This is a genomic window from Arthrobacter sp. MYb229 (assembly GCF_002975405.1).
GTDB lineage: Bacteria > Actinomycetota > Actinomycetes > Actinomycetales > Micrococcaceae > Glutamicibacter.
In genome coordinates this window covers 64,371-86,325 of record NZ_PCPS01000005.1, presented here as the reverse complement: position 1 = coordinate 86,325, position 21,955 = coordinate 64,371, and the positions used below count along the sequence as shown (strand labels likewise).

General features: G+C 64.5%; 21 protein-coding genes. 18 read left to right on the top strand and 3 right to left on the bottom strand.

Annotated features, from left to right (window positions below):
* The gene (locus CQ019_RS14270) at positions 1-1,173 is read right to left on the bottom strand and encodes a heparan-alpha-glucosaminide N-acetyltransferase domain-containing protein (protein WP_181148510.1); all 1,173 of its coding nucleotides are present in this window, start codon (positions 1,171-1,173) and stop codon (positions 1-3) included.
* A gap of 66 nt (positions 1,174-1,239) precedes the next feature.
* Between CQ019_RS14270 and dapA the strand changes: the two genes are divergently transcribed.
* The 4 genes from dapA (at position 1,240) to CQ019_RS14250 (ending at position 5,272) form a co-directional block, all read left to right on the top strand.
* Positions 1,240-2,151: a 4-hydroxy-tetrahydrodipicolinate synthase gene (gene dapA / locus CQ019_RS14265; RefSeq protein WP_105554706.1), complete on the top strand. Its 912-nt coding sequence runs from the start codon at positions 1,240-1,242 to the stop codon at positions 2,149-2,151.
* A 58-nt stretch (positions 2,152-2,209) separates the two neighbouring features.
* Positions 2,210-3,877, top strand: a complete 1,668-nt coding sequence (locus tag CQ019_RS14260) for a ribonuclease J (RefSeq protein WP_374954802.1) — start codon at positions 2,210-2,212, stop codon at positions 3,875-3,877.
* Between the two features lie 291 nt (positions 3,878-4,168).
* Positions 4,169-4,675: a hypothetical protein gene (locus CQ019_RS14255; protein WP_105569990.1), complete on the top strand. Its 507-nt coding sequence runs from the start codon at positions 4,169-4,171 to the stop codon at positions 4,673-4,675.
* A 78-nt stretch (positions 4,676-4,753) separates the two neighbouring features.
* Positions 4,754-5,272, top strand: coding sequence for a hypothetical protein (locus tag CQ019_RS14250; RefSeq protein ID WP_105554704.1), 519 nt, complete (start codon positions 4,754-4,756; stop codon positions 5,270-5,272).
* Here CQ019_RS14250 and CQ019_RS14245 read toward each other — a convergent pair.
* Positions 5,269-5,580, bottom strand: coding sequence for a hypothetical protein (locus tag CQ019_RS14245; protein ID WP_105569989.1), 312 nt, complete (start codon positions 5,578-5,580; stop codon positions 5,269-5,271). The two genes, CQ019_RS14250 and CQ019_RS14245, sit on opposite strands and share 4 nt — an antisense overlap.
* Positions 5,581-5,800: 220 nt before the next feature.
* Between CQ019_RS14245 and CQ019_RS14240 the strand changes: the two genes are divergently transcribed.
* From CQ019_RS14240 to CQ019_RS14190, 11 genes are all read left to right on the top strand, one after another.
* On the top strand, positions 5,801-6,628 hold the full coding sequence (locus CQ019_RS14240) for an ABC transporter ATP-binding protein (protein WP_096288127.1): 828 nt from the start codon (positions 5,801-5,803) through the stop codon (positions 6,626-6,628).
* Positions 6,625-7,311: an ABC transporter permease gene (locus CQ019_RS14235; RefSeq protein WP_105569988.1), complete on the top strand. Its 687-nt coding sequence runs from the start codon at positions 6,625-6,627 to the stop codon at positions 7,309-7,311. The genes CQ019_RS14240 and CQ019_RS14235 overlap by 4 nt, the downstream gene beginning before the upstream one ends.
* A complete protein-coding gene (locus tag CQ019_RS14230) occupies positions 7,308-8,078 on the top strand; it encodes an ABC transporter permease (RefSeq protein WP_105569987.1) in 771 nt (256 codons plus the stop codon). Before CQ019_RS14235 ends, CQ019_RS14230 begins: the two co-directional genes overlap by 4 nt.
* Positions 8,075-8,977, top strand: coding sequence for an ABC transporter substrate-binding protein (locus tag CQ019_RS14225; RefSeq protein ID WP_105569986.1), 903 nt, complete (start codon positions 8,075-8,077; stop codon positions 8,975-8,977). The genes CQ019_RS14230 and CQ019_RS14225 overlap by 4 nt, the downstream gene beginning before the upstream one ends.
* 264 nt (positions 8,978-9,241) lie before the next feature.
* Positions 9,242-10,264, top strand: a complete 1,023-nt coding sequence (locus tag CQ019_RS14220; protein WP_105569985.1) for an ABC transporter substrate-binding protein — start codon at positions 9,242-9,244, stop codon at positions 10,262-10,264.
* Positions 10,261-11,184 carry a diaminopimelate epimerase gene (locus CQ019_RS14215; RefSeq protein ID WP_105569984.1) on the top strand — a complete coding sequence of 308 codons (924 nt, stop codon included), beginning with the start codon at positions 10,261-10,263 and terminating at the stop codon, positions 11,182-11,184. Before CQ019_RS14220 ends, CQ019_RS14215 begins: the two co-directional genes overlap by 4 nt.
* Positions 11,177-12,022: a class I SAM-dependent methyltransferase gene (locus CQ019_RS14210; RefSeq protein WP_258133947.1), complete on the top strand. Its 846-nt coding sequence runs from the start codon at positions 11,177-11,179 to the stop codon at positions 12,020-12,022. Before CQ019_RS14215 ends, CQ019_RS14210 begins: the two co-directional genes overlap by 8 nt.
* A gap of 3 nt (positions 12,023-12,025) precedes the next feature.
* Positions 12,026-13,321, top strand: coding sequence for an opine metallophore biosynthesis dehydrogenase (locus CQ019_RS14205; protein WP_105569983.1), 1,296 nt, complete (start codon positions 12,026-12,028; stop codon positions 13,319-13,321).
* A complete protein-coding gene (locus CQ019_RS14200) occupies positions 13,318-14,565 on the top strand; it encodes an MFS transporter (protein WP_105569982.1) in 1,248 nt (415 codons plus the stop codon). The genes CQ019_RS14205 and CQ019_RS14200 overlap by 4 nt, the downstream gene beginning before the upstream one ends.
* A complete protein-coding gene (locus CQ019_RS14195; RefSeq protein WP_105554695.1) occupies positions 14,562-15,686 on the top strand; it encodes an iron ABC transporter permease in 1,125 nt (374 codons plus the stop codon). The genes CQ019_RS14200 and CQ019_RS14195 overlap by 4 nt, the downstream gene beginning before the upstream one ends.
* A gap of 28 nt (positions 15,687-15,714) precedes the next feature.
* Positions 15,715-16,509, top strand: a complete 795-nt coding sequence (locus tag CQ019_RS14190; RefSeq protein ID WP_105569981.1) for an ABC transporter ATP-binding protein — start codon at positions 15,715-15,717, stop codon at positions 16,507-16,509.
* 182 nt (positions 16,510-16,691) lie between these two features.
* Here the strand turns inward: CQ019_RS14190 and CQ019_RS14185 are convergent, their stop codons facing one another.
* Positions 16,692-17,636: a hypothetical protein gene (locus CQ019_RS14185; RefSeq protein WP_105569980.1), complete on the bottom strand. Its 945-nt coding sequence runs from the start codon at positions 17,634-17,636 to the stop codon at positions 16,692-16,694.
* Between the two features lie 139 nt (positions 17,637-17,775).
* Between CQ019_RS14185 and CQ019_RS14180 the strand changes: the two genes are divergently transcribed.
* From CQ019_RS14180 to CQ019_RS14170, 3 genes are read left to right on the top strand one after another with little or no spacing between them, the layout of a single operon-like run.
* Complete coding sequence (locus tag CQ019_RS14180) at positions 17,776-20,691, top strand: DNA translocase FtsK (protein ID WP_105569979.1); 2,916 nt, start codon at positions 17,776-17,778, stop codon at positions 20,689-20,691.
* 4 nt (positions 20,692-20,695) lie between these two features.
* Positions 20,696-21,307, top strand: coding sequence for a CDP-diacylglycerol--glycerol-3-phosphate 3-phosphatidyltransferase (gene pgsA, locus CQ019_RS14175; protein WP_105554691.1), 612 nt, complete (start codon positions 20,696-20,698; stop codon positions 21,305-21,307).
* 15 nt (positions 21,308-21,322) lie between these two features.
* Positions 21,323-21,805 (top strand): CinA family protein, encoded by a 483-nt coding sequence (locus tag CQ019_RS14170; protein WP_105569978.1) that lies wholly within the window; start codon positions 21,323-21,325, stop codon positions 21,803-21,805.
* Positions 21,806-21,955: the final 150 nt, after the last annotated feature.

Below are 21,955 nucleotides of genomic sequence, written 5' to 3'. Positions count from 1 at the left end.
TTAGCTTGGGTTCTCTTTGTGGTCCGCATTCGGCAATTCACTCAGGTAGCGAATTCCAGCTTCCAGCGGGCCTGCCCTACGGGTGTGGTGCAAGATCAACGCGGTGAGCAGCATCAGCACGCACAATACCCACCATTGGGTCCACTGCGAGAGCCCCAGCTGCAGCATCGGCAACAAGATCAAATGACCGATGTAGAGTGTCAGCGGAGCCCTCCCGGCGCTTGCAATGAGCTGGCCGAAATAGCCCAGATAGGGGATTGAGAGCAGCGATACCGCCAAGAGCGCAACGGCGCAGGCGGCTGCATGAATGGTGAAAATCAGCGACCCTGAGTGCGCGGTGGGAAGCCAAATATATGCGGATTGAGTCATGAACGAGTCGAGGTTCCCGGACGGTGAGCGCCCGGTGACCAGCGCGGTAAACAGCTGCGAGCGAGGAACCCCGGAGACCGCGCCGATCCCATCGACCCAAGGCAGGATCTTCAGCCATCCAATGAGCAGGCTTAGCGCCGCGACGACTACCGAGCCAGCTGCCAACCATGCCACCGTGCCTCGGCTAGCCAGTCGAAGTTTCCCCACAGCTACCCCGAGCAGGCCATAGCCGATCCAGATCAGCAGCGGGTAGTACCCGGTGACCAGCAGGTCCTCAAGCAGCAATCCCGGGTGCGCAAAGTCGGTGAAGGTCGGGTTGTGGTTCAGCGACGCTCCGGCATCACCGGCCGCCAGCGGCCGCCAGATGAGTGGAGCGAGCAGCAGCCAGCCACCGGCCAGTGCCCACAGAACTTTCGCTGGCACGAATAACGCCGGGATCAGCACGAGGAACAGCAATCCGTAGTGCACCAGGATGTTCGCGATGGACTCGTTCGCCGGGCCGATCAGCATGCCCAGCGCCGCGATAACCGCCGCGCGGCGCAGCAGCACCAGCGACGAGGACTTGCGATCCATGCCCTTGCGTTCCAGCGCGCGGGCGAACAAGGTCAGCGAAACACCGGCGAGCACCATGAAGAGCACCGAGGAGCGGCCATTTGCCGCGGCTCCGGTCAGGGTTGGCTGCAGCGCACCCGTCGCATCGCGGGCGAAGAGATCAAAGATATGGGCGGCAAACATTCCCAAGATGGCTAGCGCCCTGGCTGCATCTAATCCGGGCAGTCTGCGGGCCTTTGTTTCCACGTCCATAGACATATCGCATCACGGAACAACATGAATATGCCATCAAGACACTTCCGCGTGTAGATTTAAGCCATGGCAACTAGTGAAATTGATAATCAGTCGTTCCCGTTCGGTACCGTGCTGACCGCGATGGTCACCCCCTTCACCGAGGCAGGTGAGGTTGACTATGATGTCGCCGCCAAGCTGGCTGTCAAACTCGTTGATGAAGGCTGCGACGGTCTGGTCGTCACCGGCACTACCGGGGAGACCTCGACGCTCACCGACGAAGAGAACATCGAAATGTTCCGCACCGTCGTCAATGCGGTGGGCGACCGCGCAGCGGTGCTGGCAGGCTCCACAACTAATGACACTCGCCACTCCATCCGTTTGTCGCTCGGTGCTAAGGAGGCCGGAGTTCACGGCATCCTGGTCACCGCGCCTTATTACAACAAGCCAAGTCAGGCTGGAATCATCGCCCACGTGAAGGCGATTGCCGAGGCCATTGACCTGCCGATCATGATGTACGACATCCCTGGACGCACCGGAATCGCGCTGAGCCCGGAAACTATCATTGAATTAGCGCAGATTCCTCAGGTCATTGCGTTGAAGGATGCAAAGGCCGACTACCAGTCGACCACCACCGTGCTGGCTAACACCGATTTGCACGTGTACTCCGGGGACGACGGACTGACTTTGCCACTGATGGCAGCCGGCGCCGCCGGTGTCGTTTCCGTGACGGCTCACGTCGCAGCGGCTAAGTACCGTACGCTTGTTGATGCGATGCATGCCGGGGATTTGGCGACTGCACGCGCTACACACTTCGAGCTGGACCCGATCCAGCGCGGCATCATGGGCCACATTCAGGGCGCAGTTGCCGCAAAATATGGACTTCACTGGCAGGGTGTCCTGCCGAACACCGTCGTTCGATTGCCGCTACTGGCACCATCGGACGCAGAACTCGATGCCATCCGCGCGGACCTACGTGAAGGTGGATGGGATCTTTAACGAAAGGGCTTAACCACTTATGACTGAAAGTTCAGTAGGCAAGGCCGATACTGCGCGTATGCAGAAGCCGACCAAGCTGAAGAAGGGGACCCTACGTACCGTTCCGCTGGGCGGATTGGGCGAGGTCGGCCGCAATATGACCGTTTTCGAGATCAACGGCAAGCTGTTGATCATCGACTGCGGTGTGCTCTTCCCCGAAGAGCACCAGCCGGGCGTTGACCTGATTCTGCCCGACTTCTCCTACATCAAGGATCGTCTGGACGACGTGGTGGGCGTAGTGCTCACCCACGGCCACGAAGACCACATCGGTGCGGTTCCGTACCTATTGCGTCTGCGCGAAGATATCCCGCTGTATGGTTCGAAGCTGACCCTTGCCTTCATCGAAGCCAAGCTGGCCGAGCACCGCATCAAGGCGATCACCAACGTGGTCACCGAGAATGAAGTGGCTCAGATCGGCGAGTTCGAGTGCGAATTCGTCGCGGTGAACCACTCGATCCCAGACGCGCTGGCCGTGTTCGTGCGTACCGAAGCCGGTACCGTGCTGCACACCGGTGACTTCAAGATGGATCAGCTGCCGCTCGACGGCCGCATCACCGACCTGCGCCACTTCGCCAAGCTCGGCGAGGAGGGCGTGGACCTGTTCCTCACCGACTCGACCAACGCCGAGGTGCCGGGCTTCACCGTCGCCGAACGCGAAATCGGTCCGGTGCTGGAAGCGAAGTTTGCTCGGGCCCGCCGCCGGATCATCGTCGCCTCCTTCTCCTCGCATGTGCACCGCGTCCAGCAGGTGCTGGATGCTGCAGCCGTGCACGGCCGCAAGGTTGCTTTCATCGGCCGTTCGATGGTGCGCAATATGGGCATCGCCGAGCGCCTCGGCTACCTGCACATCCCGCAGGGGGTCGTTGTTGACCTGAAGCAGGTTGACCAGCTGCCGGATCACAAGGTGGTGCTGATGTCCACCGGTTCGCAGGGTGAGCCGATGGCAGCACTGTCCCGCATGGCCAACGGTGAACACAAGGTCCAGATCAACCCGGGTGACACCGTGATCCTGGCCTCCAGCCTCATCCCGGGCAACGAGAACGCGGTCTTCCGCGTGATCAACGGCCTGATGCGCTTGGGCGCCGAGGTCATCCATAAGGGCATGGCCAAGGTCCACGTTTCCGGCCACGCCTCGGCCGGTGAGCTGTTGTACTGCTACAACATCGTCCGTCCGAAGAACGTTCTTCCGGTCCACGGCGAAACCCGCCACCTGATCGCCAATGGCCGTTTGGCCGCGCTGTCCGGTGTTCCGGAAGAGAGCGTCATCCTCGCGGAAGACGGTTCGGTCATTGACCTCAAGGACGGCGTAGCCGAACTCGTTGGCCAGGTCGAATGCGGTTACGTCTACGTGGATGGTTCCAAGGTCGGTACCATCACCGACGAGGACCTCAAGGACCGTGTCACCCTGGGCGAAGAAGGGTTCATCTCGGTGATCACCGTGATCAACCGCCAGAACGGCACCTTGATCTCCGGGCCAGACATCCACGCCCGCGGCGTGGCCGAGGACGATGCGGTCTTCAACGAGATCAAGCCAAAGATCGCCGCAGCGATCTTGGAGGCAGTGGCTAACAATCCAAACCACTCCACCCACCAGCTGCAGCAGATCGTGCGCCGCGTCATCGGTTCGTGGGTGTCGCGCAAGCTGCGCCGCCGTCCGATGATCGTTCCGGTAGTGCTCGAAGCCTAAGCTTCAATCCTCGAAATGCCCCAAACCACCAGCGGTTTGGGGCATTTCGTGTATCCAAGGCAAGGAACTCTGCCGATGCTGGGGCCATGTTAACGATCCGGGCGCAGAGTTCAGTTAGCTTGCTGCTCCCCAGACTGGGCCTGCTCGGCTGCTGGCAGCGGCGGGATTCCCTGACCGCCAAGCTCGGGTCCGTGGGGCAAACGACCTGAACGACTAACCGGCAAAGACTGACGTATCACTGCAACGCATTAAATATCGACAAGTCAAATAGCAATCGCATATGATCACCATATGGTGAAAATTGCTGGGCAGAAGGCCGAATCGTTCACTTTGCCGCTCTTCGGGCTGGCGATCCTGGCCGGCATTGTGTTTGGCGCCGCGCTCGGCGCCGCAATTTTCTGGCCAATTCTGGCTAAGGAATCACCGTTCTCGCTGTCCGGCATTGGTGGGGGGCTGGTGCTGGCCTTGGCCAACGGCGCGTGGATCGGCGCGATCGCCGCGGTCTTTCCCGCCACGGGGGCAACCATCGCCCTGGCGATTCGTGAGAAGAAGCGACCCGCAGCTACCGGAAACTCCCAGGCGCTGATGGGCGCGATCGGTTCCGCCGCCGGCGGGGTCTTCGTGGTACTGGCGCTCGGCGCAATTTTCTACCAAGCGCTGGACCTCGTATCCGGGCTTGCCTCTGCTTTGGCCTTCCTCATGCTGTGCTTCGCTATCGCGTGGATGAGCATTCGTGGGCTAGCGCAACGAAGGGCAGCAACTTGGATTCGGCCACAGTCGGCAGCACCCGCGGAATAGGCAAGGCTCCAATCGAAGCGCATCTCCTCGGTGCAGGTCCAATCACTAAGACTTTCAAAACCCGACAGGAACGAATCCGTGGAGATCTCTGAGCAAACGCGCGGTGTCGGGAACAATCAACTGGTAACAAAAAACAAATGGCGATTTCTGCCGCTGCTTTGCGGATCAGGATGGGCGATCTTGTTGCTTGTCGTGGATCCGTTGCTTGCCCGTGCCCCTTGGTGGACTTATCTCGACGCGGGTTTGTGGTTTGCACTGGGTTTCCCGCTGCTGCCGTGGCTCGGATTCGCTGGGTTGATGGCGTTCCTTGGATTCGTCGTTTCAACTCGGGTGAGCGTTCTGCTGTTCACGTTGCTCTCGCTGGCTCTGGGAATTATTCCAAGCACCATATGGGCATTGCTGCTGAGCGATGCTTTCCCTGAGGCTGGAGTATTCCGAATCACCGCTGATCTATCGCTGGCTGCCGGGGCAATGGTGATCCCGCTGTCCTTCGTGGCGCTTATCAGAACGATGATCGTGCGATGGAAACAGGCAAAGCTCCGTCCAGCGAACGGTTGTGGAGGTCGGAGCATTCCGTCTTCGGCGAAAAGCGACTAATTCCAGCCCAAGCGATCTCGAAGCGGAAGAACCGATATCGGAACCTGGACCGGAGTTCCTGCATGCCCAGGAGTCAGTGTGGTCTCACTTAGAATTTTTCCTGTTTGGACGTCCACGACCGTCATTGAGACCCATTCCTGCTGCATGTTTTCGTCAAGGACCAACCCGGTGGCCGCATCGAGGGTCAGCACCGAATCCCACATTTCTGTCAGTAATTCTGCTTCGGGGCCAGTCACCGCTGGCGCAGAGGCCGTAAAAATCCCGGTGGTCAGCGAGAGGGACGCTAGGACAACGGCGGGGATAAGCAAGATATTCCTCCAAAAGTAGTAACTATGTTTATGTCGATCCTAATGTGGCTTGAAGGTTTAGTGCGTATTGTCTCGAAGATCGAGCGAAAATCAATTCATAGTCTGCCGTGCCGTCATCGGATTTTTAGGGCAGAATTAGGCTCAACGCCACCGCAAGGAGCCAATGTATGCACAGGCACGACGCAGCTGATCACAACGAGCTAGTGGGGAGCAACAGTGCATGATCGAATTTGATACCGTTTCCAAGCACTATCCAGACGGCACCACGGCTGTTGAGGACTTCAGCCTGACGATTCCAGCCCATCGCACCACCGTATTCGTGGGTTCCTCTGGTTGCGGCAAGACGACACTGCTGCGCATGATCAATCGCATGGTTGACCCCAGTGCCGGCACGGTCCGCATAGACGACCAGGACGTATCCACAAAGCCCGCGGTGGGCCTGCGCCGCAGTATCGGCTACGTCATGCAGAACTCGGGGCTTCTCCCGCATTTCACTGTGGCAGAGAACATCGCCACGGTTCCCCGGCTCGAAGGCAAATCTCGCAAGGTTGCCCGAACCCGGGCACTGGAACTTATGGAGACCGTAGGCCTGCCCTCAACCATGGCTGACCGATACCCGCACCAGTTATCCGGAGGCCAGCAGCAACGTGTCGGAGTGGCCCGTGGCTTGGCTTCTGACCCGAATATTTTGCTCATGGATGAGCCCTTCGGTGCCGTCGATCCCATTGTGCGCGCCGAACTGCAGCAGGAACTGATTCGGCTGCAACAAGAACTTGATAAGACGATTGTCTTCGTCACCCATGATATCGATGAGGCATTCCTCCTCGGCGACCAGGTGGTGATCCTGTCCGCCGGTGCGCAGAAGCTGCAGGTGGGTAGCCCGAGTGAAATCATTGAAAACCCAGCCAACGAGTTCGTGGCTTCTTTCATCGGCACAGACCGTGGAGCCAGAGCACTGAGCGTCAAAAATACGCCCCACGGTGCCGTGCTCGTGGATTCCCAAGGCCGGACCCAGGGAAGACTCGTCGAGGACGGATCCAAGGCGTGAACTGGATACTCGAGAATCTGGGACTCATCGGGTCGCTGTCGCTAGAGCACTTGCGGCAGAGCCTGATAGCGATCGTCATCGGATTCCTGCTTTCCATCCCGCTGGGCTGGGTAGCTTGGCGATTTCGAATCGTTCGCGGACCGGTAGTGACAACCACCGGCCTGCTCTACACCATCCCCTCGCTCGCGTTGCTGATGCTCCTGCCGGTGCTCACCGGAATGAGCGCGATCAGTGAAGCCAACCTGATCGTGGCACTGAGCATTTACGCGATTGCGATTATGGTCCGCGGCGTCGTGGACGGACTGGACTCCGTAGACCCTGCCGCGCGCGCGGCCGCAACTGCCGTGGGCTACGGGCCCGGGCGCCGGTTTTTCGCGGTGGACCTGCCGCTTGCCGGTCCGGTGATTCTCGCCGGACTGCGCGTCACCGCGGTCAGCACCATCTCGCTAGCGACCGTGGGAATCTTGGTGGGTGTGACGAACCTGGGATACCTGTTCACGAACGGCCTCCAGCGGCGCATCATCGAAGAAGTCTTTTCGGGGATCCTTGCGGTGGCCTTGATTGCCCTAGCCATCGACCTACTCTTAGTCCTCCTCGGACGATGGCTGATGCCTTGGACACGTCAAATTAAGCAACCAAAGCGAAAAGCCACGCATGCGGCCAGAACGCGGGTGTCGCCATGAACCTGATTGCCAAGGCACTTGAATGGATTTCCGCGCCAGAGCAGTGGGAAGGCAGCGGGGGACTGCAGGCATTGCTTGGCCAGCATCTGCTGTTCACGGTGGCGGCGGTGCTCCTTGCGGGAGTCATTGCCATCCCTGCCGGTTGGGCGATCGGGCACACCGGCATTGGGCGCGAGATCGCCGTGGGCGCCGCGGGTGTCGCCCGTGCGGTACCTTCCTTCGGCCTGCTGATCTTATTGGTGCTGCTCTTTGGCGTGCTGCACAAACCCGAAGCAGCCATGGTCGCCTTTGTTCTACTGGCCATCCCTTCGCTGCTGGCCGGAGCCTATACGGGGTTTGAAGCCATAGACCGCAAGACCCTTGACGCGGCTCGGTCCATGGGGATGACCGAGTGGCAGATCCTCTTCAAGGTTGAAATCCCGCTCGGCCTGCCGCTGCTCGTAGGCGGAATCCGGTCAGCCATGCTGCAAGTGGTCGCAACGGTGACCATCGCGGCCTACGTGAACCTTGGCGGGCTGGGCCTGCCAATTATTACCGGACTGAATCTGCGGCGCTTCGACATGGTTCTCGGCGGAGCGCTCATGGTGGCGGTGCTTGCGTTGCTCCTGGACCTGTTGTTCGCCGTGATTCAAAAGACGGCAGTTCCGGAGGGCCTGGGAAAAGCTAGGAAGAAGGCACCGCGCAAGCTCGCCCCAGACAAAACCGCCGGTGAAGATGCAAGCCCGAAAATAGGTCACTCGACATCCCAGGAAAGGGAAAAGCCATGAAACTGAAACGCACTATCCCGAGCGCAGCCGCAATGCTGGCGGGCAGTCTTGTCTTGGCTGGTTGCGCAGGGGGAGACCCGCTGGCAACCGAGAGCAACGCCGAACAAGGCGGCGGAGAAACGATTGTTGTCGGCTCGCAGGCCTACTACTCGAATGAGATCGTTGCCGAGATCTACGCCCAGGCGCTGGAAGGGGCCGGCAAAGAGGTGGAACGCAAGTACAGCATTGGTCAGCGGGACGCGTACATGCCTCAGCTCGAAGAGGGCAGTATCGATGTGTTCCCCGAGTACACCGGCAATCTGCTGCAATTCTTCAAGGAAGACACCGAAGCGCGTGCCGCCGATGAGGTCTACACCGAGCTGACGTCGGAGCTTCCGGATTCTCTGGCGGTCCTTGAAGCGGCCGAGGCCTCTGACCAGGACTCCTACACCGTGACCCGGGCGTTTGCTGAGGAAAATAACCTGAAGTCCATCAAGGACTTGGCGAATGTTAGCGAGCCGTTGACCCTCGGCGGGCCACCGGAGCTTGCCGAACGCCCCTATGGCCCTAAGGGGCTCGAAAGCGTCTATGGAGTGAAGGCTGACTTCTCCGGGACCGGCGACACCACCGTTGAAGATCTGGTCGCCGGCACGGTGAACATTGCCAACGTGTTCACCGCCGACCCGCGCATCAAAACCGAAGATCTCGTGGTGCTGGAAGACCCCGAGTCGCTGTTCCTGGCTTCGAACGTCGTTCCGGTGGTCTCCGCCGAGCTGTCAGCGGATCTGGCCGAGGTGCTCAACCCGGTTAGCGAAAAGCTGAGTGCCGAGACCCTGGTTGAGCTGAATGTGCAAAGCACCGTTGACCAGAAGTCGGCCGCCGATATCGCTTCGGCCTGGCTGACCGCTGAAGGGCTTTAATGCCAGATCCTCTCTAGGCTGGATATCCAGGAGATCGCCCGCCGTACCCGGAAATTCCGGGTACGGCGGGCGATCTATTTTTGTTCCGAGGTGCGCTGCGGCCTATCCGGGCGAGCGGGGCTGGCGTGGGTTCAAGGAGACGGCGGGCCGTCATCGTTTTGACTTTTGAGAATGATTCTCATTAGTGTTTACGATTGTTGGCTAAAAGGCGTACTCAGAGACCTAAGGTCCCCGCCCTGGCCGCACCGAATGGAGCAATGATCTATGAGAAGAATCAATCCTTGGATGGTGGCCATGCCCGCCGTCATCCTGGCCGTGGCCACCGCCTGCGCCGTCCCCGGCGGAACCGTGAACAGCGCGCAGAATGAATCGGCCGCCGGCAGCATCACCCTTGACAGCTGCGGCCGGGAGGTGGTGTTCGACGCGGCACCGCGCAGCGTGCTCGCGGTCGGTTCGGAGGCTCCGGCGCTGCTGTCCGCAGCTGGAGCCGGCGACAAGCTGACGCACTACGCTGGCAGCCTGGAGGTGCCTTTCGACGCGGCCACCAAGGCCGTGGTGGAGGACGCCGAGCGGATCACGGAGGACTCGCACGACGTCTCCTACGAGATGATCCTCGGTTCGGGAGTCGACGTGGTCATCGGCACCGATATCGCAGCCGGAGTCGATCTGGATTCCCTGGCCGAACGACTGGACGAGGCCGGGGTCCAGATGCTGACCGTGAGCGGCTACTGCGCCGGATTCGAAGACCGCTCCACCGGAGGAGTGAGCGGATTCGAGCAGATCTACCGTGACGTGCAGTCCTACGGCCAGTTGTTCGGCACCGATCAGGCGGCCGAGAATGCGGTGGAGGACATGCGCGAGCGTGTAGCGGCCGCCGCGGCGCGCGTTGAGCAGGGCAGCGGAGAGCGCGCGCTGTCCCTATACGTGCCGAGCGCCGGCGGCCTCGGATCCTATGGAGGGGAATCGCTGGTCTCGGAGCAGATGGAGCTGCTCGGCCTGGAGAATGCCTTCGGCGATGTGCCCAAGCGCTACTTCGACCCTTCCACGGAAGAACTGATCGCCAGCGCCGCCGACAAGGTCTTCGCGATGTACCTGCCTACCGGTTCCTCGGCACTGGAAACCGACCAGGAGGTGCTCCAGGCGCTGCGCGATCGACCCGAGCTCGATGGCCTCGCTGCCATCGAGGAGGACGCGGCCGTGGTGCCGCTGAACTACTACTATTCCTCACCCGGCCCGCTGGCCGTGGACGGCGTGGAGCTGCTCGCGGACCGGTTGTCCGCCCCATGAGCCAGTCAGCACAGCTGCGCCGGACCCCGCGCCACACCGGCCGCTGGCACGCCTCCGCGCTGCCTGCACGCAGATACGCGCGTTCCACTGCGGCCAGGGGCACCACCGAAGTGGACTTCGCGAAGCTGAGCCCGACATCCAACACCACCGTGCTGGTCACCAGCCAGCATCCGCCCCGGCAGTACCGCACCATCGCGGAGCAGTTGTTGCGCGCCGAGCATCTGCATGCCGAACAGGTCGGGTTCATCTTGCCGGCGGAATCCTCCGCGGCGCAGTTGCGCCTGCACATGGCAGGGGACGAATTCTGCGCCAACGCCGCGATGGCGCTGGCAGCGCTGCACGCCTCGAGGCAGGGGCAGACCGGCCGGGTTGAACTCTTTCTAGAAGCCTCGGGCGCCGAGGAGCTGCTGAGCTGCCGAGTCGAGCCCCGGGATTCGGGCTACCGCTGCCAGCTGGACAGCCCGCTGCCGCTGAGCATCGAACCCTACCCGTCCCCGGGAGCCCGCTCGGGAACGGCCCTGGTGCGGTATGCGGATTCGGTGCACCTTGTCATTGAGTGCGCCGGCCACGGCCAGGGGCTGCGCGAGCACGCCGAACAGGCGGCTTTGCAGCTGGGCCATAGCGAAGGCGTCTCCGTTGCCGGGGTGATGCTCTACGATCCGGCGCGCGGGGCGCTGGACCCGCTGATCAACGTGCCCGCACTGGGCAGCCTGCTCTGGGAACGCAGCTGCGGCTCGGGAACCGCCGCGCTCGGCGCGTACCTGGCCGCGAAGAACCGCGCTCCGGTCTGCGCCAGCGTACGGCAACCCGGCGGCAGCATGGACGTGGAAGCCGACTACGGCTCCGGAACGGTAACCGGGCTGCGCCTCGCCGGACACGTGGCCATCGTGGCCGAGGGGAGGGCATATATCCATGACTGAAATATCGATTGGCGCAAGCCCGGAGCTGAGCTCCGGTGCGCAGGCCATGCTGGCCACGCTGCGCGGCTTCCTGCGCCACTTCAGCGCGGCGGCCGACGGCTACGACGGCTCGACCCGGCACGCTGGCGAGCTCGAGGAGCTGCTGGCGGACTACGCGCGCTTCGTCACCGATCCGGGCAACGTGCCCCCCTTCGCCCAGCTTGCCGCGGCCGCCGGCACGGATGAGCTGGTGGACCAACTGCGTTGCCAGTCGGCGCGCTGCGTGGCGGTCATCGAGAAGTACCGCGCGCTGCGGCTGCTGGAGGGGCAGGTAGGAGCGGAGGGATACTTTGCCAATATCGAATCCTGCATCGCCAAGGAATTCGGGGCCGTCGCGCTGACCGGGGATTCCAAGCTGTTGCTCGTCGGCTCGGGATCCTTCCCGATGACGCTGCTGAACGTCGCCTCGCTCACCGGCGCGTCCGCGCTCGGGATCGACATCGACGCCGAGTCGATTGCGCTCGGGCGCCGGGTCGTGGCCCAGCTCGGCGAGGGCCTGGACATCGGGCTGGAGGAACGCGCGCTCCACGAGTTGGACTTCACCGCGCAGGCCACCCACGTGGTGATCAGCTCCACGGTTCCGGTGAAGTACGAGCTGCTGCACCAGATGCATGCGCTGACCCGCGAGGACATCGTGGTGGCCATGCGCTTCGGGGACGGGCTTAAATCGCTGTTCAACTACCCGATGCAGCAGGTCGACCCGGCGCTCTGGCGGCTGGTCGACATCATCCGCCAGCCGGACCAGGTATTCGACATCGCGCTGTACGTGAAGCAGCGCTCAATAGGAAAAGACGTTTAGCAGATGGACGAATTGGGAAATATCCTCATCGCCGGGACCGGTCCGGTGGCCGTGCAAAGCGCGGTGCTGCTCGGGCGGCTCCCCGGGACCCTGGGCCTTGCGGGCCGCGAATCGCAGCGCGCGGCGGCATTCTTCGCCGCGCTGGAGACAACTGCGGGCACCGTGCGCGCCGAGGTGCAGAACCTCGCCCACGCGGCACTGGCCGGGGAAGCGGAGATCGAACACGTCTTCCACGGGTACGGATCGGTGGCCGGGGAATGGGACACGCTGCTCCTGGCGGTCACTGCGGATGCCTACCTCCCGGTGCTGCGCCAACTGGCCGGTGAGGTGCTGGCCGGGTTCGAACGCATCGTCCTGCTCTCGCCCACCTTGGGCTCCGGGGCACTGGTGCGCGAATACGCCAACGCCCGGGGCGCGGACCCGGAGGTGATCAGCTTCTCCAGCTACCTGGGCGACACCCGCTGGCCGCAGGGACACCCGGGCGCCGCGGTATTGACCGCCGGAGCCAAGGCCCGCATCTACGCCGCATCGAATCGCGGCAGCTCGCCGGGACTGGAACGGCTGCGCGCCGTGCATGAGGCGGCGGGCACCGAGCTGGCGCTGCTCGGCCTGCCAGCCGAAGCCGAGGCGCGGAATATTTCGCTGTACGTGCATCCGGCGCTGTTCATGAACGAGGTCACGCTGCGCGCCGTGTTCGCCGCGAAGCCGCCGACGCAGTACGTCTACAAGCTCTACCCAGAGGGGCCGGTCACCCCATCCATGATCCACGCCATGGTCCAGCAGTGGCGCGAGCTTTCGGCCATCATCGCCGCGCTGGGCGGGAAGGGAGTCAACCTGCTGGCCTTCATGCTCCAGGACGGCTACCCGGTCCACCCGCAGAGCATCGACCCGGAGCAGGTGGCGGCATTCGAGCAGCTGCCGGCCATCCACCAGGAGTACCTCGTCTACGTGCGCTACGCCTCGCTGCTCGTGGACCCCTTCTCCGAACCGGATGCCCACGGGCGCTACTTCGACTTCTCCGCCATTCCCATTCGGCCGATCTTCCGCAACGACGCAGGCCGCTGGGACGTGCCGCGGATGCCGAGGGAAGACTACTACCGCACCAAGATCATCCAGGGCCTCGCCCGGCACTTGGCGGTGCCCTGCCCGACGATCGACCGCCTGCTGGCCGCCTACGAGAGCGCGCTGACGCAGGCGGCGCATGCACTGGGCACCCAGCCGCGCTCCGCGGCCTTCGCCGTGCAGGACTTCGGCGAAGAACTGGGCATGATCCGCGCCGGGATCGGAAGCGCCGCATGAGCCGGGCCGACCTGGACACCACCGGCAAGCTGCCCGGCGAGCGGAAGATCATCGCCGAGATCTGGCCCGCCCTGCTGGCCTCGGCCGTGGGCCTGCTGCCCTTCACCGTGCTCTCCACCTTCCTCGTGCCGATCGCCGACTGGGCCGGGGCCGGCTATGCCGAGGTCGGCTCGCTGCGCGGGCTGGCCGGCGTCGGCGCGGTGCTCACCGGCGTTGCGCTGGCCCCGCTGATCGGGCGCATCGCCCCGGGACGGGTGGCCGCCGCCGCGCTGGCGCTGCTGGGGATCGCCGCGGTGCTCGGGACCTATTCCGGGCTCGCCGCGCTGGCCGCCTTCTGCCTGGTCACCGGCATATCCAACGCGCTGCTCTACCCGGCGCTGTCCACCGCCGCGGCGGACCGCTTCGGGAATACTCCCACCGCGGGCCGCGCCGCCACCCTGGTGATGACCGCCCAGACCCTGGCCTCCACGGTGGGCGCACCGCTGCTGGTGCTGCCGGCGCTGTGGTGGGGCTGGCAGGGGAACCTCGTAGCCATCGCCATCGCCTCCTTTGCGCTGGTGCCCGCACTGCTGCGCTACGGCCGGATGGAATCCGTGGCGGGGCAACCGGCCCAACCGGCCCCGCGGTTGGGCTACCTGGCCGCCTTCCGCTCATTGGCCGCCATCCCCGGGGCACGCGCCCTGCTGCTGGTCTCCTTCGGGCGGGCCGGCGCGCTCATGGGGCACCTGGCCTTCCTCGCCCCGCTGTATGCAGACAAATTCCAGCTATCCACCGGCTGGTTCGCCTTCGTCTGGTCGCTGAGCGGAGGATCCTTTTTCCTCGGGCATCTGCTGGCCGGACGGATGCTGAACGCCGAGGACTCCGAGCGGCGCACCCGGGCGGTGATGGGCATCGCCTTGGCCGCGGCGCTGCTGGCCCTGCTCGGGGTGTACCTTTCCCCGGTGCTGCCGCTGGCGATGCTGTGCACCTCGGTGCTCTCGGCCAGCCACGCGGTGGTCTCCGCCGCGGTGATGACTCTGCTGGTGCGCCGCTGCGCCGAAGTGCGTGGCACCGCGCTGAGCCTGAACGCCGCCGGCATGTCCCTGGGCTTGTTCCTCGGCGCGGGTGCCGCCGGGGCGGCGCTGGGTACGGCGGGGTATCTGGCCGCGGCCGCAGTGCTCGGCGGGTTCACCCTGCTTGCCCTGATTGCCGCGCTGACGCTGCGCACCGCAACGAATGACGAATCGATGGAAAGGCAGCCATGACCCAACTGGATCCCGCGCTGGGCGAACCGCGCGGCGCAACACCACCGGCGGCGCCGCTGGTGTTCACCGGAGACGACCTGGAGCACGGCAAACGCACCCGGCACACCTGGCTGTGGATCGCCGGGCTGCTCGGCGCGCTGCTGATTACCCTGCCGGTGGCCGTGGGCCTCGGGCCGGTGGCCATCGAGGCGGGCACCGTGATCCAGATCCTGCGCCAGCATCTGACCGGCGGCCAAATGATAGGCGCCTGGACCGACTCCGAGGAATCCATCGTGCTGCTGCTGCGCGGGCCCCGCGTGCTGCTGGGCGCGGCCGTCGGCGCCGGGCTTGCGCTGGCCGGGGTGGCCCTGCAGGCCTTGACCCGAAATATCCTGGCCGAACCCTACCTGCTGGGGGTGACTTCCGGGGCGTCCACGCTGTCGGCGGCCTCGATCCTCTTCGGGAGCGCGGCCGGCATCGGCTCGGCTTCGCTGGCCGGCAGCGCCTTCGCTGGGGCGCTGGCCGCCGGGATTGCGGTATTCCTGCTGGCCCGGGTCGGCTCGCAGATGACCTCCACCCGGCTGGTGCTCGCCGGGGTGTCCGTGGGCTACGTGCTGCACGCGCTGACCTCGCTGCTGATCTTCGCCTCCGATGACCCGAATGCGGGCCGCTCGGTGCTCTTCTGGACGCTCGGCTCGCTGGGCCAGGCCACCGTCCAGTCCGCGCTGCTCACCTGGGCGGTGGTGCTGGGCACCTTGGTGCTGCTGCTGCTCTGGTCCCGCCCGCTGGATGCGCTGGCCATCGGCGATTCCACCGCGCAGACGCTGGGGATCTCCCCGGCGAAGCTGCGCGCGGCGGTGATGGTGGTGACCGCGCTGTGCGTGGGCGCGCTGGTCGCGGCCTCCGGCGGCATCGGATTCGTCGGGCTGATCATCCCGCATATCGCCCGGCTGTGCGTGGGCTCCACGCACCGCAAGCTGCTTCCTGTGGCCGCCCTGCTCGGCGCGATCTTCCTGGTCTGGGCCGACGTGCTCGCCCGCACTTCCATGGCCCCGCAGGAGCTGCCGCTGGGCATCGTCACCGCCCTGCTTGGCGCCCCGCTGCTCTTCGTGCTGGTGCGCAAGCTGAACCCGACCCAATGACAACCAATCACCCGAAGGGGCATAAAGCATGATCACAGCCACCGATGTATCCGTGGGCTACGGCGGCAAACTGGTAGTGAAATCCGTCGGCCTGCATGCCGGGCAAGGCGAGGTCGTCGGGCTGATCGGCCCGAACGGCAGCGGCAAGTCTACCTTCCTGCGCACCCTGTATGCGGCGCTGCGCCCGCGCGCCGGGCTGGTCACCCTGGACGCGCAGCCCCTCGAAGAGCTGCGCGGCACCGAGCTGGCCCGCCGGGTGGCCGTGGTCGCGCAGGAGACGCCTACCGACCTGCCGGTGACCGTCGCCGACATGGTGCTGCTCGGCCGCGCCCCGCACCGCAAGGCGTTGGCGGCCTTCACCCGCGAGGACCACCAGGCGGTGGCCGCGGCGCTGAGCCGGGTCGGGGCACGGGATCTGGCCGACCGCCGCTACGCCACGCTCTCGGGCGGGGAAAAGCAGCGCGTGCTGGTGGCCCGCACGCTGGCCCAGCAGGCGGACCACCTGCTGCTGGACGAGCCGACCAATCACCTGGACATCCGCTACCAGCATGAGCTGCTGCGCATGGTCGGGCAGCTGGGGGTCACCACCGTGGTCGTGCTGCACGACCTGAACCTGGCCGCCCGCTATTGCACCAAGCTGGTTATGCTCGAAAACGGCCAGGCGGTGGCCAGCGGCACTCCCGAGGAGGTGCTTACCCCCGAGCTGCTGCTGCGGGTGTACGGGATCCACGTCGAACCCTTTTCCGTGCGCGGCGCCCTGCAGCTGGTCTTCAGCATGGCCGATGAGCATTCCGAGCCGCAGTCCACGGCGGCGGTGCGCTAGCACCGCGGCGGAATCCGCCGGTTCCAGCCCCGAGGCAGGTAGGCAACTTCCGGCTCAGTCCCGAGGGCTGGCGAATGCTTGGCGAATCTCTGCAATCCGGGACATCAGCGCTGCTTCGACCTGTTCGCGCGGACGTTTAGAAGCCGCCCGACCGGCCCACGCCAGTTGATCCGCTCCTTCATTCAGCTTTTCTCCGCTGTGCCCTTTGACCAGTTCAAAGGCAACCTGCGATTCGGTGGAGTTCCATGCCTGCAGGAGAACCGGTGCTTGGAGTCCTCGCTGATGCCGCAATAGCCGGTCGCGCACCGGCCATCAAGGGCCAGCGCCTGGGCTACACGATAGGCATCGGCAGAATCGGTATGGATCGTTGCGCTGGCCGGTCCGGTGGTCGCGAGGTATTCCAGCGCCACGACCAGCGCAGCAAATTCGAGCATGCTGATCGTGTCGAAGGATTCCCCGGCGTAGAGGATCGCGTCCCCGTGTTCGCTGAGCAGTGCGACGGCACAAGCGCCGGTGGGATCGGTTGAGGCATCGACCGCCAGGGCGATGTGCGATGGCGTTTGTGAAGCGAGATCCCAATACTCCGGTTGCCACTGCTGAGGCGCCGGATCGTGTTGGGGATGGTGTCCCCGAGGGGGAATGGCCATCGGCTTGTCCAAGACGCTTCCTGCCTGGATCGCGGCGCTGGTCTGATGCTGCTTCGCGAGCTCCACTTCCCGATGCACCACGCCGGATGCTTGATTCACGTCGTTCAATCCTCGCGTCACTGCGAATCCGGCCTCTTGGAGATATCTGGGCAGGTACCAATGCCTCTTCGGAATCGAAACCCAGGTACTGGATTTGTGCTGCGCTAGCAGCTGCTCGAAGTGCTCGATGATTTCGACCAATGGCCGCGGCGAACTGGACTGCCCCTGGTGCGTGGACACGCGCTGATGCTCGTCGCGAATGGCGATCATCCAGTAGATATGCTCTGCGCTGCCGGCGATTTCGGGCGTCGTCCACGCAATAAAAGCCGCATGGAATGCCGACGCGACATGATCCGATGTCGGCACGCACGGAATCGAGGCGGCACGCGGGCGTCGTTCAAGCAGTGCCGTGGATTGCTTGCTCTCAACAAGATCAGCCATGAACAAAGTATCTCGGTGCCCACCGACATTTAGGTTCGACCCCGGAGCAATTCCACGTGATGAGTATCTAGCTGGCGCCAAACCCCGTCGAGACGTGTAAATTCGGCCGGTATCCGGTAGGTGGAGATACCCTAGAACTATGGCCTCACGCACCCAGTCGCAGGGGGCGAAGAAGCCGACGACGCGCAAACCGCGGACGTCGGGCGCTTCGCCTGCCAAAAAAACTCCCGAGAACCCGGAACAGGATCTCGCTCTTCCGCTGCGCGCAATTCGCAGCATGTGGATGGGCATCGCCCGGATCTTCGGCGGCGCCTTCCGCCGGATCGGCGCCACCGTCCGGCCCGACTTCGAGCTGCGCCGCGACGGAACCGGGCTGTTCCTGACGCTGATCGCGATCACCGTCGCCATCGTCGAATGGTGGGGGCTGCGCGACGTGGGCTGGTTCGGCCGCGGAGTGCACTCGGTGGCCGGCGGCTCGCTGGGGTTCATGGCGGTGCTGCTGCCGGTGGTTTTGGTCATCGGTGCCTTCCGCCTCTTCCGCCACCCGGAAGCGGATTCGGCCAATAACCGGATCGGCATCGGGCTGTTCATGATGACCATGGCCGGATCCTCCTTGGCCGCCCTGGCCAATGGTTCGCCCGCGGTCACCGACGACTTCGCGGCGCTCTGGGCCGCCGGCGGCATGGTCGGCTCGATCCTGGGCACCCCGCTGGGCCTGCTGATCTCGGTTCCCGGCGCGATGGCCGTGCACATCTTCTTCCTCGTGCTCTCGCTGCTGGTCGTCACCGCCACCCCGCCGCTGCAGATCGCTTCGCGGGTGCGCATCGGCTATAACCGGCTGCTCGGCCAGGATCCGCACCGCGAGCGCAGCGCGCCGACCGTGGCGCAGGCCCCGGTGCTCGATCCGAACTCCGAGTCGCACGACCAGTCCTACCTCTACGCGGACGCGGAGCAGGAAGCGCCGGCTCCGAAACCCAAGAAGAAGAACTTCTTCGAACGCCGGGCCGAGGCCAAGCGCGTCTCCGAGGTCTACAACGTGGACGGCGAGACCGGCGACGAGCGCACCGGCGACGTCGCCTACGACAAGGCGGTGATCGAACCGAACGAACCGGCCACCAACGCGCTGCCGGTCACCGACGTCTATGACGCGGATTCCACCGCCACCGAGGCGATCTCCCGGCCCGCCGCCGAGGCCAAGCCGGCGGCGCCCGCCGGACCGCCGCCCGGAGTCAAGCGCCCCACCAAGGCCGAGACCGAGATGGCCGCGATCATGGACCAGGTGGGCCTGGGCAATGCCGAGCCGGAACCGGAGACCGACGCGATCCCGACCGTCGCGGTCAACCACACCCGCCCGGCCCCGGCGCTGGCCCCCATCCCGCAGCGCACCGAACAGCTCCAGCTTTCCGGAGATGTCACCTACACGCTGCCGCAGGACGATTTCCTGCCCGCCGGCCCACCGGCCAAGGAAGCCTCCGAGGCCAACGAGGCCATCGTCGCGGCGCTGACCAATACGCTGCAGCAGTTCAAGGTGGAGGCCCACGTCACCGGCTTCTCCCGCGGTCCCACGGTGACCCGCTACGAGATCGAGCTGTCCCCGGGCACCAAGGTGGAAAAGGTCACCGCGCTGTCCAAGAACATCTCCTACGCGGTGGCCTCCTCGGATGTGCGCATCCTTTCGCCGATCCCCGGCAAGTCCGCCATCGGCATCGAGATCCCGAACACCGATAAGGAAATCGTCGCCCTGGGCGATGTGCTGCGCTCGAATAACGCGCGCAAGACCGAGCACCCGATGGTGATGGGCGTGGGCAAGGACGTCGAGGGCGGCTTCGTCGTGGCGAACCTGGCCAAGATGCCGCACCTGTTGGTCGCCGGTGCCACCGGCGCCGGCAAGTCCTCCTTCGTGAACTCGATGATCACCTCCATCCTGATGCGCTCCACCCCGGATGAGGTGCGCATGGTGATGGTCGACCCCAAGCGGGTGGAGCTCACCGCCTATGAGGGCGTGCCGCACCTGATCACCCCGATCATCACCAACCCGAAGAAGGCCGCCGAGGCGCTGCAGTGGGTGGTCCGCGAAATGGACACCCGCTACGACGACCTGGCGAACTTCGGCTACAAGCACATCGACGACTTCAACAAGGGCGTGCGCGCCGGCAAGGTGATCCCGCCCGAGGGCTCCAAGCGCGTGATGAAGCCCTACCCGTACCTCTTGGTGATCGTCGACGAGCTCGCCGATTTGATGATGGTCGCCCCGCGCGACGTCGAGGACTCGATTGTGCGCATCACCCAGCTGGCCCGCGCCGCCGGCATCCACCTGGTCCTGGCCACCCAGCGCCCGTCCGTGGACGTGGTCACCGGGTTGATCAAGGCCAACGTGCCCTCGCGCATGGCCTTCGCCACCTCCTCGGTCACCGACTCCCGCGTGGTGCTCGACCAGCCCGGAGCGGAGAAGCTGCTGGGCCAGGGCGACGCGCTCTTCCTGCCCATGGGCACCTCCAAGCCGATGCGCGTGCAGGGCGCCTGGGTCACCGAATCCGAGATCCAGCGCGTGGTCACCCACGTGAAGGGGCAGCTGACGCCCGAATACCGCGACGACGTCACCCCGGTGGCCGAGAAGAAGAAGCAGATCGACGAGGACATCGGCGACGATCTGGAGCTCTTGCTGGCGGCCACCGAGCTGGTGGTCACCAGCCAGTTCGGCTCCACCTCGATGCTGCAGCGCAAGCTGCGCGTCGGCTTCGCCAAGGCCGGACGGCTGATGGACCTGATGGAATCGCGCGGAGTGGTCGGCCCCTCGGAGGGCTCCAAGGCCCGAGATGTGCTGATCCAGCCAGATGACCTGCCGATGGTGCTGGCCGCCATGCGCGGGGATGACGGCGCCGCCCACCAGGCCAGCGCCGCCGAGCAGGCCCTGGTCGACGAGGCCAACGTGAACCATGCCGAGCCGGTGGACCTGGTCGCCGAAGACCTCGCCAAGCGCGAGACGGCCACCGAGTACTACGACGAAGCCGACGAACCGGGCGAGGACGCCTGGGACCTGACAGGAAGAAACTAAAGCCATGAGCGCGCACGCCCCGCAGCCGGAGGACTCACCGGCGCACGCCCCGGTCCCGAACCTGAATATCGCCAACGTGCTGACCAGCATCCGCATCCTGATGGTGCCCTTCTTCGTCTGGGCCCTGCTGGCCGACGACCGGGAGCAGGGGCTCTGGCGCTGGGTGGCGCTGGGGCTGTTCGTGGTGGCCATGTACACCGACAAGCTCGACGGGGACCTGGCCCGCAGCCGCGGGCTGGTCACCAACTTCGGCAAGATCGCGGACCCCATCGCGGACAAGCTGCTCACCGGCTCCGCGCTGGTGGTGCTCTCCATCCTCACCGAGCTGCCGTGGTGGGTCACCATCGTGATCCTGGTCCGCGAATGGGGCATCACCCTATTGCGCCTGGTGGTCATCCGCTACGGGGTGATCGCCGCGAATATGGGCGGCAAGGTCAAAACCGTGATGCAGGCGGTAGTCATCGGCCTCTACCTGCTGCCGTTCACCCACACCATCTCCTGGCTGCACACCACCGCCTGGGTGCTGATGCTGGCCACCGTCGCGGTCACCGTGCTCACCGGGCTGGAATACCTGTGGAAGGCCGCCAAGCTGCGCGCCGCCGCCAAGGCCAACTAGCAAAGGTTCAAATTCATGGAACACCACGGCGCCGCGGTGATCGCCGCGGCGATCGCCCAAGGCAAGCAACTTGCCACGGCCGAATCGCTGACCGCGGGACTGATCGCCGCCACCCTGGCCGAGATCTCCGGGGCGTCGGCCGTGCTGCGCGGGGGAGTGATCAGCTACTCCACGCAGGTGAAGGCCGAGCTGCTCGGCGTGGATCCCCAGCTGCTGAGCGAGGTCGGTTCGGTGGATGGCGAAGTCGCCCGGCAGATGGCGGTCGGGGCCCAGCGCGCCTGCGCGGCGGACCTGGCGGTTTCGGCCACCGGCGTCGCCGGGCCGCAGGCCCATGACGGCAAACCCGTAGGCACGGTCTTCATCGGCTGGGCGCACGGCGAGGACTCCGGATTCGTGGCCCACCACTTCGTCGGGGACCGGGCGCAGATTCGCGAACGAAGCACGCAAGCTGCAATCAATCAGCTAGCTGCCATTTTGGATAAAGCTTCTTCACAGTAAGAGGCGAGATACTATTATTCCCCTTGATCTTCACAATAATCCGTCTAAATGTGGCGTATGTCGCATATTTGTGATTAGGGTAAGGTGTCGGGAACAAAAGCGTATAACTTGATGTTGTACGAATTGAAGGGCCGCAAGGTCTGGCTCTTC

Coding starts and splice junctions, on each gene's coding strand:
- CQ019_RS14180 (WP_105569979.1), top strand. CDS start 17,776: ATGGCCTCACGCACCCAGTCGCAGGGGGCGAAGAAGCCGACGACGCGC.
- dapA (WP_105554706.1), top strand. CDS start 1,240: ATGGCAACTAGTGAAATTGATAATCAGTCGTTCCCGTTCGGTACCGTG.
- CQ019_RS14190 (WP_105569981.1), top strand. CDS start 15,715: ATGATCACAGCCACCGATGTATCCGTGGGCTACGGCGGCAAACTGGTA.
- CQ019_RS14255 (WP_105569990.1), top strand. CDS start 4,169: ATGGTGAAAATTGCTGGGCAGAAGGCCGAATCGTTCACTTTGCCGCTC.
- CQ019_RS14210 (WP_258133947.1), top strand. CDS start 11,177: ATGACTGAAATATCGATTGGCGCAAGCCCGGAGCTGAGCTCCGGTGCG.
- pgsA (WP_105554691.1), top strand. CDS start 20,696: ATGAGCGCGCACGCCCCGCAGCCGGAGGACTCACCGGCGCACGCCCCG.
- CQ019_RS14260 (WP_374954802.1), top strand. CDS start 2,210: ATGCAGAAGCCGACCAAGCTGAAGAAGGGGACCCTACGTACCGTTCCG.
- CQ019_RS14185 (WP_105569980.1), bottom strand. CDS start 17,636: ATGGCTGATCTTGTTGAGAGCAAGCAATCCACGGCACTGCTTGAACGA.
- CQ019_RS14170 (WP_105569978.1), top strand. CDS start 21,323: ATGGAACACCACGGCGCCGCGGTGATCGCCGCGGCGATCGCCCAAGGC.
- CQ019_RS14205 (WP_105569983.1), top strand. CDS start 12,026: ATGGACGAATTGGGAAATATCCTCATCGCCGGGACCGGTCCGGTGGCC.
- CQ019_RS14270 (WP_181148510.1), bottom strand. CDS start 1,173: ATGGACGTGGAAACAAAGGCCCGCAGACTGCCCGGATTAGATGCAGCC.
- CQ019_RS14230 (WP_105569987.1), top strand. CDS start 7,308: ATGAACCTGATTGCCAAGGCACTTGAATGGATTTCCGCGCCAGAGCAG.
- CQ019_RS14220 (WP_105569985.1), top strand. CDS start 9,242: ATGAGAAGAATCAATCCTTGGATGGTGGCCATGCCCGCCGTCATCCTG.
- CQ019_RS14225 (WP_105569986.1), top strand. CDS start 8,075: ATGAAACTGAAACGCACTATCCCGAGCGCAGCCGCAATGCTGGCGGGC.
- CQ019_RS14195 (WP_105554695.1), top strand. CDS start 14,562: ATGACCCAACTGGATCCCGCGCTGGGCGAACCGCGCGGCGCAACACCA.
- CQ019_RS14215 (WP_105569984.1), top strand. CDS start 10,261: ATGAGCCAGTCAGCACAGCTGCGCCGGACCCCGCGCCACACCGGCCGC.
- CQ019_RS14240 (WP_096288127.1), top strand. CDS start 5,801: ATGATCGAATTTGATACCGTTTCCAAGCACTATCCAGACGGCACCACG.
- CQ019_RS14200 (WP_105569982.1), top strand. CDS start 13,318: ATGAGCCGGGCCGACCTGGACACCACCGGCAAGCTGCCCGGCGAGCGG.